Source organism: Pseudomonas sp. W15Feb9B (genome assembly GCF_000828175.1).
Taxonomy (GTDB): Bacteria; Pseudomonadota; Gammaproteobacteria; order Pseudomonadales; family Pseudomonadaceae; genus Aquipseudomonas; species Aquipseudomonas parakoreensis.
Window position 1 is genome coordinate 90,541 of the sequence record NZ_JTKF01000045.1, and the last position, 14,933, is coordinate 105,473.

Below are 14,933 nucleotides of genomic sequence, written 5' to 3' on the forward strand. Positions count from 1 at the left end.
GAAAGCCTCGGGCAAACACAAACCGGCCGGTATCAATTGTTTCGATCATTGGAATCAACAGGCCCAATTTTTTCTTTGCATGGCGCCTGTTCAGAATGGCCTCACTTTAAAAAGGCTCAGGATGAACAGCTGATGAATCTCAATTTTGCGTTTGCGTGCATGATCGTGGTGTCTTTTGCGATTGCCTTGGGCCACGCCTGATCCGTCACACCGACTTCGCCAGATGCTCGCGAAGCCACTTGTGTGCCGGGTCGCGATGCGCGCGCTCGCCCCAGAACATCGCCATTTCGTAGCCCGGCACCTGCAGCGGTGCGTCCACCACCTGCAATGCCGGGTTGCCGCGCACCAGCCGTGACGGCAGCATCGCCACCAGATCAGTACTGGCCAGCACCGACATCACCATCAGAAAATGCGGCACCGACAGCACCACTTTGCGCGCCAGACCGACCTCGGCCAGCGCCTTGTCGGTGACCCCGAAAAAGCCCCCGCCCTCGCGCGACACCATCACGTGTTCCAGCGCGCAGAACTGTTCGCGAGTCGGCTTACGCTTCAACCCCGGATGCCCGACGCGACCGGCCAACACGTAATGCTCGGTGAACAGCACCCGCTGATGCAGATCCAGCGGCGCGTCTTCGGTGATGTGCAGCGCCAGGTCAAACACGCCCTGCTCCGCCTGCCTGGCCAACTGCGCCGGCACCAGATCAAGCACCGCCAGCCGCGTGCCCGGTGCCTGAGTGCGCAAACCGCTGAGGGCTGGCAGCACCACCGTCGACTCGCCGTAATCGGTCGCCGCGACTTTCCAGATGTGGCGGGCCTGTGCCGGATCGAACGCGCTGGCCGGCGCCACCGCGCGTTCCAGTGCTTCCAGTGCCTCGCGCAACGGCTCGCGCAGTTCATCGGCCCGCACGGTCGGGCGCATGCCCCGTGGCCCGGGCAGCAACAGCGGGTCACCGAAGATCTCGCGCAGCTTGGCCAGGTGCACGCTCACCGACGGCTGCGACAGGCTCAAGCGCTCTGCGGCGCGGGTTACGTTGTGTTCTGCCAACAACACGTCTAGGGTCAACAGCAAGTTGATATCCAGACGTCGTAAATTATTCATGGCTATACCTGACATATCAGACATTCATTTCCAATATACCGATCAAGGATTGATCCTGCCTGCATTCAACCAAGGAGTTGCAACATGAATGTGCTACTGGTCTACGCCCACCCCGAACCCTCTTCGCTCAACGGCTCGCTCAAGGACTTCACCGTCCAGCGCCTGCAAGCCGCCGGCCATACCGTGCAGGTCTCCGACCTGTATGCGATGAACTGGAAAACCACGATCGACGCCGATGACGCTCCCGGTCGCGATGAAAGCCGACCATTCCACGCTTCGATCGACTCGAAACTGGCTTACCAACAGGGCCGGCAGTCCGCCGACATCGCCCGCGAGCAGGAAAAACTGTTGTGGGCCGACGCATTGATCCTGCAGTTTCCGCTGTGGTGGTTCACCATGCCGGCCATCCTCAAAGGCTGGGTCGAGCGCGTGTATGCCTACGGGTTTGCCTACGGTGTCGGCGAGCATTCCGATGCGCGCTGGGGCGAGCGTTACGGCGAAGGCAAAATGAAAGGCAAACGCGCGATGCTGCTGGTCACCACCGGAGGCTGGGATTCGCATTACAGCCCACGCGGGATCAACGGGCCGATTGATGATTTGCTGTTTCCGATTCAGCACGGCGTGCTGTTCTACCCCGGTTTCGACGTGGTGCCGCCCTTCCTGGTGTACCGCGCCAGCCGCATGGATCAAGCGCGGTTTGCCGAGACCTGCGAGGCGCTGGGTACGCGTCTGGATGAGCTGTGGAGCACGCGGCCGATTGCGTATCGGCAGCAGAATGCCGGGGATTATGAGATTCCGGCGTTGACGTTGAAGGAAGGTATTGCACCGGGGCTAGAGGGCTTTGCCGCCCACACGCGGTAAAGATCACTGAACCTTTGTGGCGAGGGAGCTTGCTCCCGCTCGGCGACGCAGTCGTCGCAAAACCTGGGATTTCGGTACACCTGAAACACCGTGGCATCGGCGTTTGGGGCCGCTTCGCAGCCCAGCGGGAGCAAGCTCCCTCGCCACAGGGGGATGTGCTTCAGACTTCCTTCTGCGCTCGTCGCACCTGCACCAACAACGCCGGCGCAAAGTGCAGCAATACCATCCGCGCCAGATGATGCGTGAGGATAAACACCACATTCAGCCCACCGGCAAACGCGACAATCGCAATCGTCTCGATCGCCCCCGGCATGTACGCCAGCCACAGCGACAGCGGATCACTGCCCAGCCAGCGCGCGGCGACTCCGGCAAACGCCGCCGCCACCACGATCATCAAGCCGACCGACACCAGCGCCGTCCGCCCATGCCGGCCCAATTCCGCAAGACCGAGCCCCTGAAAACGCGAGCCGATCCGCACACCGAGAATCAGCGCCGCCAGATTCAGGCTCCAGTCCGGCATGTGAAAGCCGTGCAGCCATCCCGATTTCACAAACGCCGCCGTCAGCAAAATCGCCGTCAGCATGAACGGCGCCGGCACGCCGATCACCAGCAGCAAACGCCCGAGCACCACGCTCAGGCCAATCAGTACGAATACGGTCAACGCCATACCCGTGCTCAACGGAGCGCTTTCAACGACTGCCACCGAGGCCTGCCCGGGAATCAAAAAGCTCACCAGCAGCGTGATCAGCAACAAGCGCATCAGGTGCACGATGATGACCTTGCTCGAAGCCTTTTCCGATTCGAGCAAATCAAACACCGCCGCCAATGCGCCGGGGTACACCGCCAACAGCGCATCGGTGCGATTCCATCCAGCGCCGCGGGTCAGCCACCATCCGGCGAGGGCAATCTGCACGGTCAGGCATATCAGCAACACGCCGAGGCTTGGCAACATCGCCGACGCCGTCGCACTGTCCCACGCCTCGAACATCAGCCCGGTAGCGATGCCCAGCGTGACCTGGATGTAGCCCAGGCCATACGGGGTGGCGGGGGCAAAACCGCTGCGCGTGGTGATCCATGCGGTGACGAGGATCGCCCCCAGCAACAGGCCATGAGGAACACCGCTGACCTGCAACGCAGCGCCAACGGCGGCCGCGATCAACAAACACAGAATCGATTTCATTTTTTCGCCTTCCTGGCTATTTCCCTGAGGTATCCCACTCCCCTGTAGGAGCTGCCGCAGGCTGCGATCTTTTGACTTTGATTTTTAGAAGCAAGATCAAAAGATCGCAGCCTTCGGCAGCTCCTACAGGGGGGTATTCGTTTTTACGTGCGCAACCGCCCAATCGCCCGCCGATACTTCTCGACCCGTTCCAGATCTTCCCAACTTGGCGAGGCAATCCGCGACAGGTCGCTGTTCTCTTCCAGATCCGCCAGTTTCACCACCCGGCCAATCGGGTTCTGCGCCGCACGCTCGACGAAATCCTCGTAGGATTCGCCCGGCACTTTGGTCACCGACTCAATCGCCGTCAGCACCTCTTCGCTGAAACCTTCCTTGCGCAAGTCATCGAGGCTGACGCCGCAATCCTCGACCACGTCGTGCAGCACCGCGACGATGCGTTCTTCCAGCGAGTTCATGCGCAACATGACTTTCAGCGGATGCAGAATGTACGGCGCACCGCCCTTGTCCACCTGCCCGGTGTGGGCGGTGGCAGCGATGGCGATAGCGCGTTCGAGGGTTTGAGTCATGCGAGTCTCCGTGGTTTAAACGCCGTAACGGCCGCCGACATGAATGTTGCGTTTGAGCCAGTTGCCGATTGTTTTCAAGCGCCCCACTGGCTGGGAATGTTGTTCAAGAATCACGGAAACCAATATCGCCTGATCCGCCCCCGGATGCGCATCGATCACCTGCGCCACCCACGCACAATCGGCCTTCTTCAAATGCTCACGCCATTCGCCGGGCCAGCCATCCAGCTCATCCAGCGCCAACCACCGCGCCCCGCCCTGCTCGGCATGCCCGCCGCCAATCGATTGCTCGAAGCAGAACGGTGTAGCCGGTCGGGACTGGTCGATGCTGAAAATATAGATGTCTTGAGTGGGGTGCTGCGGCGTGGGCGCGTTGTTGCGGCTGCCGATTTCGATCATGCGCGGTTCCGTCCGTGGGCGAGGCGTTACAACTTGTTTCGCAGTCTACGTCGTGGTGTCGATGGGGGGAACCTTTGGCGATGAACCGGGTTGTGACAAGTGAAAAGTTTGACTGGGCAGTCCGGGAATTGCGTTTCAGTCGCCCAGAAAAAAGGGACACCGTAGGGTGTCCCTTTTTTGCGTTTGGATTCAGGCCGACGGATCAGCGCTTCATGGCTTCGCACTGATTGCGCAGATCATGATCGCCGATGGACGAACAACTACTGCCTTTCTTCGCTTCACAAAAGGCACGTTGGTCATGATCACCAATGCTTGAACAAGAACTGCCTTTCTCCGCTTCGCAGGCCGAACGCGTGTCATGGTCGCCAATGGACGAACAACTACTACCCTTTTTGGCCTCACAATAACTACGCTGGTCATGATCGCCGATGCTTGAACACGAACTGCCTTTCTCCGCTTCGCAGGCCGAACGCAGGTCGTGGTCACCGATAGAAGAACAGCTGCTGCCTTCCTGCCTGGCTTGGCAATAACTGCGCTTGTCGTGATCACTGATGCTGGAACAATTGGCGGAAACGTAGCCGCTGAACAGCAACAACATCGCAAGAATAAGTTTCATCTCACACTTCCCTGGATTGCCAGGAAACAGCCTGGCTCTGCTTGATCCACTCAATGAGTGTTGCGATGCGTCAACACAAATCCAAAAAGCGACGAATCATTTGAATGATTCAGTCACCTTTTCACTTGCTTTTATTCTTTTGGCGTACTGACCAAGCATGCAGCGAAATATTTGTTCTGGAATTCTGTAGTCGCAACCTTTTGCTGCTCTTCAGTTTCTCGTCGCGGCTCTTCAAATGCGTCTTGAATAAGCTTCTGGTACATCTTGGCGATGAACTTATTATCATTTTTTTCGGAGATTTCCCAAAGCGTCGCCATGGGAGCACCCTCCTGTCGCGCTTGCATGACGACCATTGCAGCATTTTCCAGGATATTGCAGCCTTTCAAATATTCGGCCTTGGAGATGCCGGCTTGAGCAGAGATGCTTACGGTAAGTAATGCTGCACCGGTAAAAAGACGTTTGCTTAGCACAGATGGTCTTCCTTGAAAAATTGGCCCGGGACTCTATCACTGATATCGCAATGCCATCAAATCGATCTAACCTGCAAGAATCAGCGCTTCATCGCTTCGCACTGAGCACGCAAGTCCTGGCTACCGATTCCGTTGCAGCTGCCACCATTTGTCTTGGCCTCACAGAACCGGCGCTGATCCTGATTATCGATACCGTTGCAACTGGCGCCACCCGTTTCTGCCTCGCACATTCTGCGTAAGTCCTGACTGTTGATACCATTGCAACTGCCACCGCGAGTCTTAGCCTCGCAATAGCGGCGCTGATCCTGATTATCGATGCCGTTGCAACTGCCGCCCCCCGTTTCCGCCTCGCAGGCTCTGCGCAGATCTTGATTGTTGATACCGTTGCAACTGCCTCCTTCCGATTTGGCTTCGCAATAGCGCCGTTGATCCTGATCAGCGATCCCCATACAGCCAGCAAATGCTTGCCCTGCAAAAGCAAACATCAACAACGTTGCAAGCATTCGTTTCATTGCGCATTTCCCTGGGTTGCCAGGAAGCAGCCTGGCTCTGCTTGATGCAATCACTGAGCGATTTGTTGCTTCAACGTTTAATGGCTTCGCACCGGGTGCGCAGGTCATGGTCGCCAATATTTCCGCAACTGCCGCCGCCGGTCGTGGCATTGCAATAAGCTCGTTGATTATGGTCATCGATGTTCCCGCAAGAACTGCCGCCCTGCTCCGCGTTGCACCGCGCACGCAAGTCGTGATCATCGATATTGCCGCAACTGCTGCCGCTCTTTTTGGCGTTGCAGTAGGCGCGCTGGTCATGGTCGTCGATATTGCCGCAGGAACTGCCGCCCATCTCCGCGTTACACGCTGCCCGCATATCGTGATTGTCGATATTGCCGCAACTGCTGCCGCTCTCCCTGGCATTGCAATAGGCCCGCTGATCGTGGTCATCAATGTTGCCGCAACTGGCAAAGCTGTAGCTGCTGAACATCAACAACATTGCGAGTAATAGTCTCATCACACACTTCCATGGTTGACCAGGAATTAGCCTGGCACTGCTTGAGCCGATGAATGAGCGTCGCGACACGCCATCAAATTGACATCGGTTTTGAGGAAAGTTCCGGGGCTGGAATGTGCGATGATTTTTTTGATCTGAAAACGCCGTAGGAAATTTCTCCGCGTGGTGAGGGAGCTTGTTCTTGCGGGGCTGCGAAGTGGGTCGAAACATGGCGAGTCATTTTTCCCTGACACGCTGCAGCCATTGATTTACGCCGATTGCGCCGCCAACCGGGAGCAAAATCGCTGGCCACACGTGGTGATTTCACGTCCTACAGGCTGGTTGCGACGGTAGAAGTAGGTGCCTAGAGTGGGTCTGTCGCTGAACGAATTTGGCGATAGGGTTTCGCAGCCCTTAAGATTGACACCCAGTTCCGTCTGGCACGGCCGATTCTCGGCTGCGTAATCTTTATGGCGGTTGTGCGTGGGAGACCTTCGGGTCTGCCGGGTCTTGGTGTTAATCCTCCGGTCTGCGAACCCGCGCATAGCTGCCACCCATTTTGTTTCGCAGCAGAACGGTGGCAATTCTTCTCAACAAAGGATTAACACCATGACGACACAGAAATTGATGTGCCACTGCGCGAACATGTCCCACCCCGCTACCGATCGACCCGTTCTGCTCATCGACGCTGACGCCCCACTGCGGGACCTCCATGCTTGTGCCAGTGAGCGCCTTAACGCCGTTCTCAAATACCTGGATCTGATGGACCATGCAGAACACGACATCTACACTGTGACCACCATTGCCAGGATCATGGTGCAAGACGTGAGTGATATATTTCGAGTTGTAGAGCAACGAGGATTCGATGTTCCTGGCTAGAAAATTTGAAGGTGACAGGTTCACATAATTAAATCTGTCACCTTTTCTTTGTCACCTTTTCTTTCGTTCTCCTTGGATAGAGCACTGGAAGATGGCGGACTTACACAAGAAAACCTGTCACCTTCTTAATTCCAAAAACAAAAAGCAATTCTAGCTTAAATCTCTATAACTATTACTCCGCTACACCCTGTTGCCGCTTCCATTTTTTCCGGGTACAGAGCAGTTAAAACCAAGAGCTGAAAAAATGGTGTCATCTTATAACTCCAACTGACATTAAGGGAAGAACACTTCATCAACAGCAACTGCATACCCCTCGATGGAGTCATCGGACTCAGCCGAAGATCACGATATTTTTATATATCACTGGAGCCAAGACAAACATTGCAACAAGTCTACAGACCAACAAAAAACCTCTAACAAACTTCCCCCCGCTTCGACTACGCCACGAAACAACAAAAGAGTACGTTCCCTTGACTGCCTCTATTCCTATTGGCGGAATAGCATCTTTGGCCAAAAGCCAAGATTCCATGACCAACACGAATCCAGAGTGTTCTTTTATAAGTTTATTAATGGAGTTTCGCGCATAAACGTATGCCATTGACACCGGCTCAATCTTGCCATTTAGATGCAGGTGATATTCTCGAGGGGTACTGGTGGTCAGCGATGTAAATTTACCAAGCGGAATGTGGAAACGCTGAGCTTTTGTCGCAAAATAAAGCAAAAATCCAAGCATCATTCCAGTGAGGCACATTTTCCACCCATAGAGAAAGTACACTGTTGTACATTCTTCAAAGGGACCGAATCTCAATGATAAAAGGTAATCCAGTGCCAATATCATCCAACCACAGATAGCCATTCCGACAGATACGCAAACAGCGACCCAAATGCATCGACGAGCGGCCAAAGTCACCAGAGACACAAAAAACCTATTACTGACAAGACGATTTAGATCACGTCCCAGCGCCTTCAGAACTACCATAGCGCCTAAATAAATTACGTAAGCCACTGTCGTCAAACCACTTACAACTAGAAAGACGGATTTAACTTCCGTCAATGTTGAGTATTGCTCACAAGAAAACATCTACTGCACCACCGCAATAGATAGAAAATAATAAAAACTATTGTGTCGCACGGGCCAGGCAGGCAGAGAAGTATTCATTCTGGAAATCGGCAACACGTTGTTTCAGCTCTTCGGTATCCTGCCACATAAATAAATCTGTCACCTTTTCATGGAACATGACATCAACACAGTCACCATCATCGCCAGAACTCTAATTAAGGACGCGAGTGACGTGTTTCGAGTTATAGAGCAACGGGAATTTGGTGTTTTTGGCTAGGAAAATTGAAGGTGACGGACTTGCACAAATAAATCTGCCACCTTTAAGCTACTTTTATTTTACATTCTTGAGAAATCCAAGTGCAGTTATAACACCGGACATCATCGCCAAAATTGTACTACCATAGATCACAAAAATAATGATCACGACTTCAGCAACCAAAAGCCGATGATTACCAGCAGTATATTTAAAGGACGCCCATGCCAACTTACCACCCTTGAGCCCGCCCTCTTTCAGCATGCTCTTATGCTCTTCAATGTCAGAGCGACTGGCCAATGCCTTGTCATATAAAAGAGATCCATTGGCAGCGAATGCAAGAATCCACATAATTGCGAACAGCACTAGCACAAAGACCCCAATGCCATACCACGCACAAGACTCAGGAGGTTGCCTCATCATTTTCTCGCCAATAATCATGATAGCGGCGAATAGAAGAATCTGCGGAGTTAAATTCCTCAAAAACTCTAGATATGTAGCACGACCTTCCTTTTTAAAAAACCACATCTGCAACATCCTTATCTGTTGAGACCAAAAAGCTTGGCTCGCTACGATCTATACAATCGAATTACCGAGCGCAATGAATCATCGAAAAAACAAATTATTTAAATATTTTGCGACTAATTTTGTTCAATCATCAAGAAACTTACGACCAACTTTATAAGCCCCCCAGCCTACCAACCCTAACACCGCAGCTCCGGCAACAGCGCATCCAACAATAGGCAAGACGGCAGCGCCAGCAGCACTTCCCGCAATCGCCGTTACCCCACCAACCATCCCAGTTCCACCCACCGCCAAGCTACCACCTCCCGCTGCAGCCAACGTTGCGGTAGTTGCTGCCGCCGATCCAGCAGTCGCAAGAGCAGCCGCTGCGGCCGTTTCAGCTGCGGCTACTCCGATAGCGGTTACACCGTAGGCTGCACCGAGGCCTGCTCCTGTCGCAGCGCTAACGCCTGCGGCAACGGCTCCACCTAAATTCTCGTCTTTTTTTTCTGCCATGAGCCACCTCCATTTTTTGGATCCATATGATGGCACATAAACATCACTTTAAGCATTCAAAAACGAGAGAGGGAACAGAATTTCAGTCGTAAAAAAACCGCATCTCTGCGGTTTTCAGTTTGCGGTTAATGCGAGGAAAACGACGTTTTTCTCAAAAATTCGCCGGCGTATTCGCACTAATTATCTCAGCCTCATCCGCCCCAATATTCCGAAATTTATGCGGCAGCGTCGTCGGAAAATAATACCCATCCCCCGCACTCAACACGCTCACCTGCCCGTCTACGGTCAACTCCACCGTGCCACGCGTCACCAGCCCACACTCCTCGCCTTCCGCATGCACAATCGGCTCTTCCCCCGAACTCGCACCCGGTGCGTATTGCTCACGCAGCAAGCGCATCTGGCGGCTCGGCACGGAGGCGCCGATCAGCAGCAGGCGCAGGCCGTGGCGGCCGAGGTCGGGTTGTTCGTTGGCGCGGAAGACGTATTGGTGTTCGCGCGGGGGCTGGTCGAAGGTGAAGAAGTCGGCCAGGGACATCGGGATGCCTTCGAGCAGCTTTTTCAGGGAGCTGACGGAAGGACTGACGCGATTCTGTTCGATCAGGGAGATGGTGGCATTGGTCACGCCGCTACGCCGGGCCAGCTCGCGCTGGGAGAGTTTGTAGCTTTCGCGTACTAGTTTGAGTCGAGAACCCGTATCCATGACAGCCTTATGTGAGTAGTACTTAAGGGTAATGGGGGTGGGTGGCGGGTGCCGCGCAAGGCGCGGATCACGTTGCTCCCGTGTCCCGGAACCGTGAAAGGCGGCTATTAAATCACGTTTGCCGGTGTTGCTCAGCAGGTTCGATGGACGGTGGGTGAAATGAGCCTGCTGGGGGTAATTGCGGGTCAGGCACAAGACCTGTGGGAGCGAGCTTGCTCGCGAATGGTCGGCACATTCAACATCTCTTTTGCTGATAGGCCGCTTTCGCGAGCAAGCTCGCTCCCACAGGGTTTGTGGTGTTGCCGGTCATGTGAAAAAACCGGCGGCGCCTGTGCGGGGCCGCCGCCGGGGAGGTAACTAGATGCCGAAACGGTCGCGCAGCGAGTAATACACGGCGCCGAGGGCGGTCAACGGGGCGGAGAAGGTGCGCCCGCCGATCATTGGCATGTGCGGGAGTGAGGCGAAGGCGTCGAAGCGTTCGGCGTCGCCACGGATCATTTCCGAGATCAGTTTGCCGGCCAGGTGTGAACAGGTGACGCCGTGACCGCTGTAGCCCTGCATGTAATAGGCGTTTTTCTCGATGCGGCCGAATTGCGGCATGCGTGACATGGTCAGCAGGAAGTTGCCGGTCCAGCGGTAGTCGATTTTCACGTCTTTGAGCTGCGGGAAGGTCTTGAGGATCTTCGGCCGGATCAGGGTTTCGATGTCGTCCGGTTCACGGGCGCCGTAGACCACGCCGCCGCCGTAGAGCAGACGGTTGTCAGCGGTGAGACGGTAGTAATCCAGCAGGTAGTTGCAGTCTTCGACACAGTAGTTGTTGGTGATCAGGCTGCGCGCCTGCTTTTCGGTCAACGGTTCGGTGACGCAGATCTGCGAGCCGCACGGCATGCTCTTGGCGGTCACGCGGTTGTCCAGACCTTGCGGCAGGTAGGCGTTGCCGGCGATCAGCAGGTATTTGGCGCGCACCTGGCCTTTGGCGGTGCGCACGACGTTCGGCTCGCCGTACTTGATTTCCACGGCGGCCGATTGCTCATAAATCTTGCCGCCCAGGCGCACGATGGCCGCGGCTTCACCGAGGGCGAGGTTCAGCGGATGCACGTGGCCGCCCTGCATGTCCAGCAGGCCGCCAACGTAGGCGTCAGAGCCGACTTCGCGACGAATGTCGGCAGCATCGAGCATCTTCAGGTTTTTGTTGCCGTAACGTTCCCAGCTGCGCTTCTGCTCGGCCAGACCGTTGAGTTGTTTCTTGTTCATCGCTGCGAAAATGCCGCCCGGGCGATAGTCGCACTTGATGTCGTATTCCTTGATCCGCGAACGGATGATGTCGGCGCCTTCGAAGATCATGCTGCCGAGGATTTCCGCGGTCTTGTCGCCGTAGCGTTCTTCGATCACATCGACGTCACGGCTGTAGGAGTTGACCAGTTGCCCGCCATTGCGGCCACTGGCGCCGTAGCCGACTTTCGCCGCTTCGAGCACCGTCACTTTATAGCCGGCCTCGGTGAGGAACAGTGCCGAGGACAGGCCGGTGTAACCGGCGCCGATGATGCAGACGTCGCACTCGACCGACTCTTCAAGGGTCGGGAAGTCGATGACTTCGTTGCGGGTGGCGGCGTAGTAGCTGTTGACGTGTTGTTGCTTCATTTTATTGTTCTCCGAGGGTCGCTCATCAGGAGCGACCGCCGCTGTAGAAAATCAGAGCTTGATCCAGGTCGCTTTCAGCTCGGTGTACTTGTCAAACGCGTGCAGCGATTTGTCGCGACCGTTGCCCGACTGTTTGAAGCCACCGAACGGCGCGGTCATGTCGCCGCCGTCATACTGGTTGACCCAGACACTGCCGGCGCGAAGGCCACGGGCGAAGGTGTGCGCTTTGCTCAGGTTGCTGGTCCACACGCCGGCGGCGAGACCGAAGATGCTGTCGTTGGCGATCTGCAGCGCTTCTTCAACGGTGTCGAAGGTGATCAGCGACAGCACCGGGCCGAAGATTTCTTCCTTGGCGATGGTCATGGCGTTGGTCACGCCGTCGAAAATCGTCGGCTCGATGTAAGTGCCGCCGGTTTCTTCGAGGGTGCGCTGGCCACCGGCGATCAGTTCGGCGCCCTGCTCGCAGCCGATGCTGATATAGCGCAGCACGTTGTCGAGTTGACGCTGATCGACCACGGCGCCGACGGTGGTGGCCGGGTCAAGCGAATGCCCCGGCTTCCACGCCTGCAGCGCTTCCACCAGCAGCGGAATGAATTGCTCGCGGATCGAACGTTCGACCAACAGGCGCGAACCGGCGGTGCACACTTCGCCCTGGTTGAAAGCAATGGCACCGGCCGCAGCCTGGGCTGCCGCGCGCAAGTCCGGGGCGTCGGCAAACACCACGTTCGGGCTCTTGCCACCGGCTTCGAGCCAGACGCGTTTCATGTTGCTCTGGCCGGCATAAATCATCAGTTGTTTGGCAATCGCCGTGGAGCCGGTGAAGGCCAGCACGTCGACGTCCATGTGCAGCGCCAGCGCCTTGCCGACGGTGTGGCCGAAGCCCGGCAGGACGTTGAACACACCTTTCGGAATGCCCGCGTCCAGCGCCAGTTGGGCGATGCGGATCGCGGTCAGCGGCGACTTTTCCGAAGGCTTGAGGATGAACGAGTTACCCGCCGCCAGCGCCGGGGCGAATTTCCAGCTGGCCATGATCAGCGGGAAGTTCCACGGCACGATCGCGGCGACTACGCCGGATGGCTCGCGGGTTACCAGACCGAGTTGGTCGTGCGGCGTGGCAGCGACTTCGTCGTAGATCTTGTCGATGGCTTCGGCGCTCCAGCGGATCGCGTTGGCGGTCGCCGGGATGTCGATGCTCATCGAATCGCTGATCGGTTTGCCCATGTCGAGGGTTTCCAGCAGCGCCAGTTCTTCCTGGTGTTGCAGGATCAGATCGGCGAAGCGGATCAGGATGCGTTTGCGCTCGGCCGGGGCCTTGTTGGCCCACACGCCGGAGTTGAACGACTGGCGTGCGACTTCGACGGCGAGGTTGGCGTCGGCTTCATCGGTGCTGGCCACGGAGGCGAGGAAACGGCCGTCGACGGGGCTCAGGCATTCGAAGGTGGCGCCGCTGATCGCCGGGCGATATTCACCGTTGATGAACGCGCGGGATTCGAGGGTCAGGGACTGGAAGCGTTGTTCCCAGTCGTTGCGGGTGGTTGTCATTGTTGTGGCTCGACAAGGGGGAATTGGGGGTGTCGTGTCTGGCTTGAGATAGCTGCCCTCACCCTAGCCCTCTCCCAGAGGTAGAGGGGACCGACCGAGTTGTCTCGGGAGTTGCGCCGACCTGAATGACCGAGTCGATTATGGATTCGGTAAAGCAGGTTCAGGTCGCAGGATTTCCCAAGCATCCCCGGTCAGTCCCCTCTCCCTCCGGGAGAGGGTTAGGGTGAGGGGCTCTTGGCTTTTGAGGGCCGAAACCATCACACCGTATGCAGATACCAGTTGTACTCAAGGTCGGAGATCGAGTTTTCGAACTCGGCCAACTCGCTTTCCTTGCACGCGACGAACACATCGATGTACATCGGGTCGATGTAGCGGGCCATGACTTCGCTGTCGTCCAGCTCGCGCAATGCATCGCGCAGGTTGTTCGGCAGGCTCTGTTCGTTCTGCTCGTAGCTGTTGCCTTCAACCGGCGCGCCTGGCTCGATCTGATGGGTCAGGCCGTGGTGAATGCCTGCCAGTACCGAAGCCATCAGCAGGTACGGGTTGGCGTCGGCACCGGCCACGCGGTGCTCGATACGCACGGCGTCGGCCGAACCGGTCGGCACACGGACTGCTACGGTGCGGTTGTCGATACCCCAGCTCGGCGAGTTCGGCACGTAGAACTGCGCGCCGAAGCGGCGGTACGAGTTGACGTTCGGGCAGAGAAAAGCCATTTGTGCAGGCAGGGTCTCCAGCACACCGCCGATCGCGTGTCGCAGCGCGGCGTTCTGCTCGGGATCCTCGCTGGCGAAGATGTTGTTGCCTTCTTTGTCCAGGATCGAAATGTGTACGTGCAGACCGTTGCCCGCCTGGCCCGGATACGGCTTGGCCATGAAGGTGGTGTCCATCTCGTGGTCGTAGGCGATGTTCTTCACCAGACGCTTGAGCAGCACCGCGTAGTCGCAGGCCTTGATCGGGTCGGAGACGTGATGCAGGTTGACTTCGAACTGCGCCGGGGCGCTTTCCTTGACGATCGCGTCAGCCGGGATGCCCTGCTCTTTCGCGCCTTCGAGGATGTCTTGCAGGCAGTCGACGTATTCGTCGAGATCGTCGATCAGGTAGACCTGAGTCGATACCGGACGCTTGCCGGAAACCGGCGAACGTGGCGACTGCGGACGGCCGTTCACGTTGTCCTGGTCGATCAGGTAGAACTCCAGTTCGAACGCGGCGCAAATGGTCAGGCCCAGTTCATCGAACTTGCGCACCACGTTGGCCAGCACTTCACGCGGGTCGGCGAAGAACGGCTCGCCTTCCAGTTCGTGCATGGTCATCAACAGTTGTGCGGTTGGGCGCTTCTGCCACGGCTCGATGCTCAGGGTGCCGGGGATCGGGTAGCAAATGCGGTCGGCGTCACCGATGTCCAGGCCCAGACCGGTGCTTTCCACGGTGGAGCCATTGATGTCGAGGGCGAAGAGCGAGGCCGGCAGGTTGATGCCTTTCTCGTAAACCTTGTGAAGACTGGTGCGCTCGATGCGCTTGCCGCGCACCACACCGTTCATGTCTGCAATCAGAAGGTCGACGTACAAAACCTCAGGATGTTTCTTAAGGAATGCGTTTGCTTCGTTGAGTTGAACGGCACGCAGAGGGACCGACATGATGCACCTATTTAGCTGTTAATTATTAT

The 14,933-nt window shown here is 56.6% G+C and carries 16 protein-coding genes and 1 pseudogene; 3 read left to right on the forward strand and 14 right to left on the reverse strand.

Annotated elements, in window-relative coordinates; all coding sequences use genetic code 11:
* Positions 1 to 205 precede the first annotated feature (205 nt).
* Entirely contained in the window at positions 206 to 1,099 is an 894-nt protein-coding gene (locus OC71_RS22200) for a LysR family transcriptional regulator (protein ID WP_177327926.1), read from the reverse strand.
* An 84-nt stretch (positions 1,100 to 1,183) separates the two neighbouring features.
* On the opposite strand from OC71_RS22200, the gene OC71_RS22205 reads away from it, so the two are divergent.
* A complete protein-coding gene (locus OC71_RS22205) occupies positions 1,184 to 1,960 on the forward strand; it encodes an NAD(P)H-dependent oxidoreductase (RefSeq protein ID WP_041073429.1) in 777 nt (258 codons plus the stop codon).
* 160 nt (positions 1,961 to 2,120) lie between these two features.
* Here the strand turns inward: OC71_RS22205 and OC71_RS22210 are convergent, their stop codons facing one another.
* The 7 genes from OC71_RS22210 to OC71_RS28565 all read right to left on the reverse strand — a co-directional run bounded on the left by OC71_RS22210 (position 2,121) and on the right by OC71_RS28565 (position 6,196).
* Positions 2,121 to 3,140, reverse strand: coding sequence for an AbrB family transcriptional regulator (locus tag OC71_RS22210; protein ID WP_041073431.1), 1,020 nt, complete (start codon positions 3,138 to 3,140; stop codon positions 2,121 to 2,123).
* Between the two features lie 143 nt (positions 3,141 to 3,283).
* Positions 3,284 to 3,706 (reverse strand): HD domain-containing protein, encoded by a 423-nt coding sequence (locus tag OC71_RS22215; RefSeq protein ID WP_041073433.1) that lies wholly within the window; start codon positions 3,704 to 3,706, stop codon positions 3,284 to 3,286.
* Positions 3,707 to 3,721: 15 nt separating this feature from the next.
* Positions 3,722 to 4,102: a hypothetical protein gene (locus OC71_RS22220; RefSeq protein WP_041073435.1), complete on the reverse strand. Its 381-nt coding sequence runs from the start codon at positions 4,100 to 4,102 to the stop codon at positions 3,722 to 3,724.
* Positions 4,103 to 4,304: 202 nt separating this feature from the next.
* Positions 4,305 to 4,718, reverse strand: a complete 414-nt coding sequence (locus tag OC71_RS22225; RefSeq protein ID WP_041073437.1) for a hypothetical protein — start codon at positions 4,716 to 4,718, stop codon at positions 4,305 to 4,307.
* A gap of 131 nt (positions 4,719 to 4,849) precedes the next feature.
* Positions 4,850 to 5,188, reverse strand: a complete 339-nt coding sequence (locus OC71_RS22230; RefSeq protein WP_041073440.1) for a hypothetical protein — start codon at positions 5,186 to 5,188, stop codon at positions 4,850 to 4,852.
* An 80-nt stretch (positions 5,189 to 5,268) separates the two neighbouring features.
* Entirely contained in the window at positions 5,269 to 5,700 is a 432-nt protein-coding gene (locus tag OC71_RS22235; protein WP_041073442.1) for a hypothetical protein, read from the reverse strand.
* Between the two features lie 70 nt (positions 5,701 to 5,770).
* Positions 5,771 to 6,196: a hypothetical protein gene (locus OC71_RS28565; protein ID WP_041073444.1), complete on the reverse strand. Its 426-nt coding sequence runs from the start codon at positions 6,194 to 6,196 to the stop codon at positions 5,771 to 5,773.
* 588 nt (positions 6,197 to 6,784) lie between these two features.
* Here OC71_RS28565 and OC71_RS28570 point away from each other — a divergent pair.
* On the forward strand, positions 6,785 to 7,054 hold the full coding sequence (locus OC71_RS28570) for a hypothetical protein (protein WP_041073445.1): 270 nt from the start codon (positions 6,785 to 6,787) through the stop codon (positions 7,052 to 7,054).
* A 331-nt stretch (positions 7,055 to 7,385) separates the two neighbouring features.
* Here the strand turns inward: OC71_RS28570 and OC71_RS28095 are convergent, their stop codons facing one another.
* Positions 7,386 to 8,060: a hypothetical protein gene (locus OC71_RS28095; RefSeq protein ID WP_152620464.1), complete on the reverse strand. Its 675-nt coding sequence runs from the start codon at positions 8,058 to 8,060 to the stop codon at positions 7,386 to 7,388.
* A gap of 220 nt (positions 8,061 to 8,280) precedes the next feature.
* Here OC71_RS28095 and OC71_RS28575 point away from each other — a divergent pair.
* Positions 8,281 to 8,391: pseudogene (locus OC71_RS28575) on the forward strand (fructose-bisphosphate aldolase); the annotation flags it as partial.
* Between the two features lie 54 nt (positions 8,392 to 8,445).
* Here the strand turns inward: OC71_RS28575 and OC71_RS22250 are convergent.
* The 5 genes from OC71_RS22250 to OC71_RS22270 all read right to left on the reverse strand — a co-directional run bounded on the left by OC71_RS22250 (position 8,446) and on the right by OC71_RS22270 (position 14,904).
* Positions 8,446 to 8,895 carry a hypothetical protein gene (locus OC71_RS22250; RefSeq protein WP_041073447.1) on the reverse strand — a complete coding sequence of 150 codons (450 nt, stop codon included), beginning with the start codon at positions 8,893 to 8,895 and terminating at the stop codon, positions 8,446 to 8,448.
* Between the two features lie 643 nt (positions 8,896 to 9,538).
* Positions 9,539 to 10,087 (reverse strand): cupin domain-containing protein, encoded by a 549-nt coding sequence (locus OC71_RS22255; RefSeq protein WP_011333561.1) that lies wholly within the window; start codon positions 10,085 to 10,087, stop codon positions 9,539 to 9,541.
* A gap of 357 nt (positions 10,088 to 10,444) precedes the next feature.
* Positions 10,445 to 11,728: an FAD-binding oxidoreductase gene (locus OC71_RS22260; protein WP_041073451.1), complete on the reverse strand. Its 1,284-nt coding sequence runs from the start codon at positions 11,726 to 11,728 to the stop codon at positions 10,445 to 10,447.
* 51 nt (positions 11,729 to 11,779) lie between these two features.
* On the reverse strand, positions 11,780 to 13,270 hold the full coding sequence (locus tag OC71_RS22265) for an aldehyde dehydrogenase (protein WP_041073453.1): 1,491 nt from the start codon (positions 13,268 to 13,270) through the stop codon (positions 11,780 to 11,782).
* A gap of 257 nt (positions 13,271 to 13,527) precedes the next feature.
* The gene (locus OC71_RS22270; RefSeq protein WP_041073455.1) at positions 13,528 to 14,904 is read right to left on the reverse strand and encodes a glutamine synthetase family protein; all 1,377 of its coding nucleotides are present in this window, start codon (positions 14,902 to 14,904) and stop codon (positions 13,528 to 13,530) included.
* Between the last annotated feature and the right edge of the window lie 29 nt (positions 14,905 to 14,933).

Excerpts from the sequence above, each read along its gene's own strand:
- OC71_RS22265 (WP_041073453.1), bottom strand. The coding sequence starts at position 13,270 with ATGACAACCACCCGCAACGACTGGGAACAACGCTTCCAGTCCCTGACC.
- OC71_RS22255 (WP_011333561.1), bottom strand. The coding sequence starts at position 10,087 with ATGGATACGGGTTCTCGACTCAAACTAGTACGCGAAAGCTACAAACTC.
- OC71_RS22260 (WP_041073451.1), bottom strand. The coding sequence starts at position 11,728 with ATGAAGCAACAACACGTCAACAGCTACTACGCCGCCACCCGCAACGAA.
- OC71_RS22225 (WP_041073437.1), bottom strand. The coding sequence starts at position 4,718 with ATGAAACTTATTCTTGCGATGTTGTTGCTGTTCAGCGGCTACGTTTCC.
- OC71_RS22205 (WP_041073429.1), top strand. The coding sequence starts at position 1,184 with ATGAATGTGCTACTGGTCTACGCCCACCCCGAACCCTCTTCGCTCAAC.
- OC71_RS28565 (WP_041073444.1), bottom strand. The coding sequence starts at position 6,196 with ATGAGACTATTACTCGCAATGTTGTTGATGTTCAGCAGCTACAGCTTT.
- OC71_RS22250 (WP_041073447.1), bottom strand. The coding sequence starts at position 8,895 with ATGTGGTTTTTTAAAAAGGAAGGTCGTGCTACATATCTAGAGTTTTTG.
- OC71_RS22210 (WP_041073431.1), bottom strand. The coding sequence starts at position 3,140 with ATGAAATCGATTCTGTGTTTGTTGATCGCGGCCGCCGTTGGCGCTGCG.
- OC71_RS22220 (WP_041073435.1), bottom strand. The coding sequence starts at position 4,102 with ATGATCGAAATCGGCAGCCGCAACAACGCGCCCACGCCGCAGCACCCC.
- OC71_RS28570 (WP_041073445.1), top strand. The coding sequence starts at position 6,785 with ATGACGACACAGAAATTGATGTGCCACTGCGCGAACATGTCCCACCCC.
- OC71_RS22270 (WP_041073455.1), bottom strand. The coding sequence starts at position 14,904 with ATGTCGGTCCCTCTGCGTGCCGTTCAACTCAACGAAGCAAACGCATTC.
- OC71_RS22215 (WP_041073433.1), bottom strand. The coding sequence starts at position 3,706 with ATGACTCAAACCCTCGAACGCGCTATCGCCATCGCTGCCACCGCCCAC.
- OC71_RS22200 (WP_177327926.1), bottom strand. The coding sequence starts at position 1,099 with ATGAATAATTTACGACGTCTGGATATCAACTTGCTGTTGACCCTAGAC.
- OC71_RS22235 (WP_041073442.1), bottom strand. The coding sequence starts at position 5,700 with ATGAAACGAATGCTTGCAACGTTGTTGATGTTTGCTTTTGCAGGGCAA.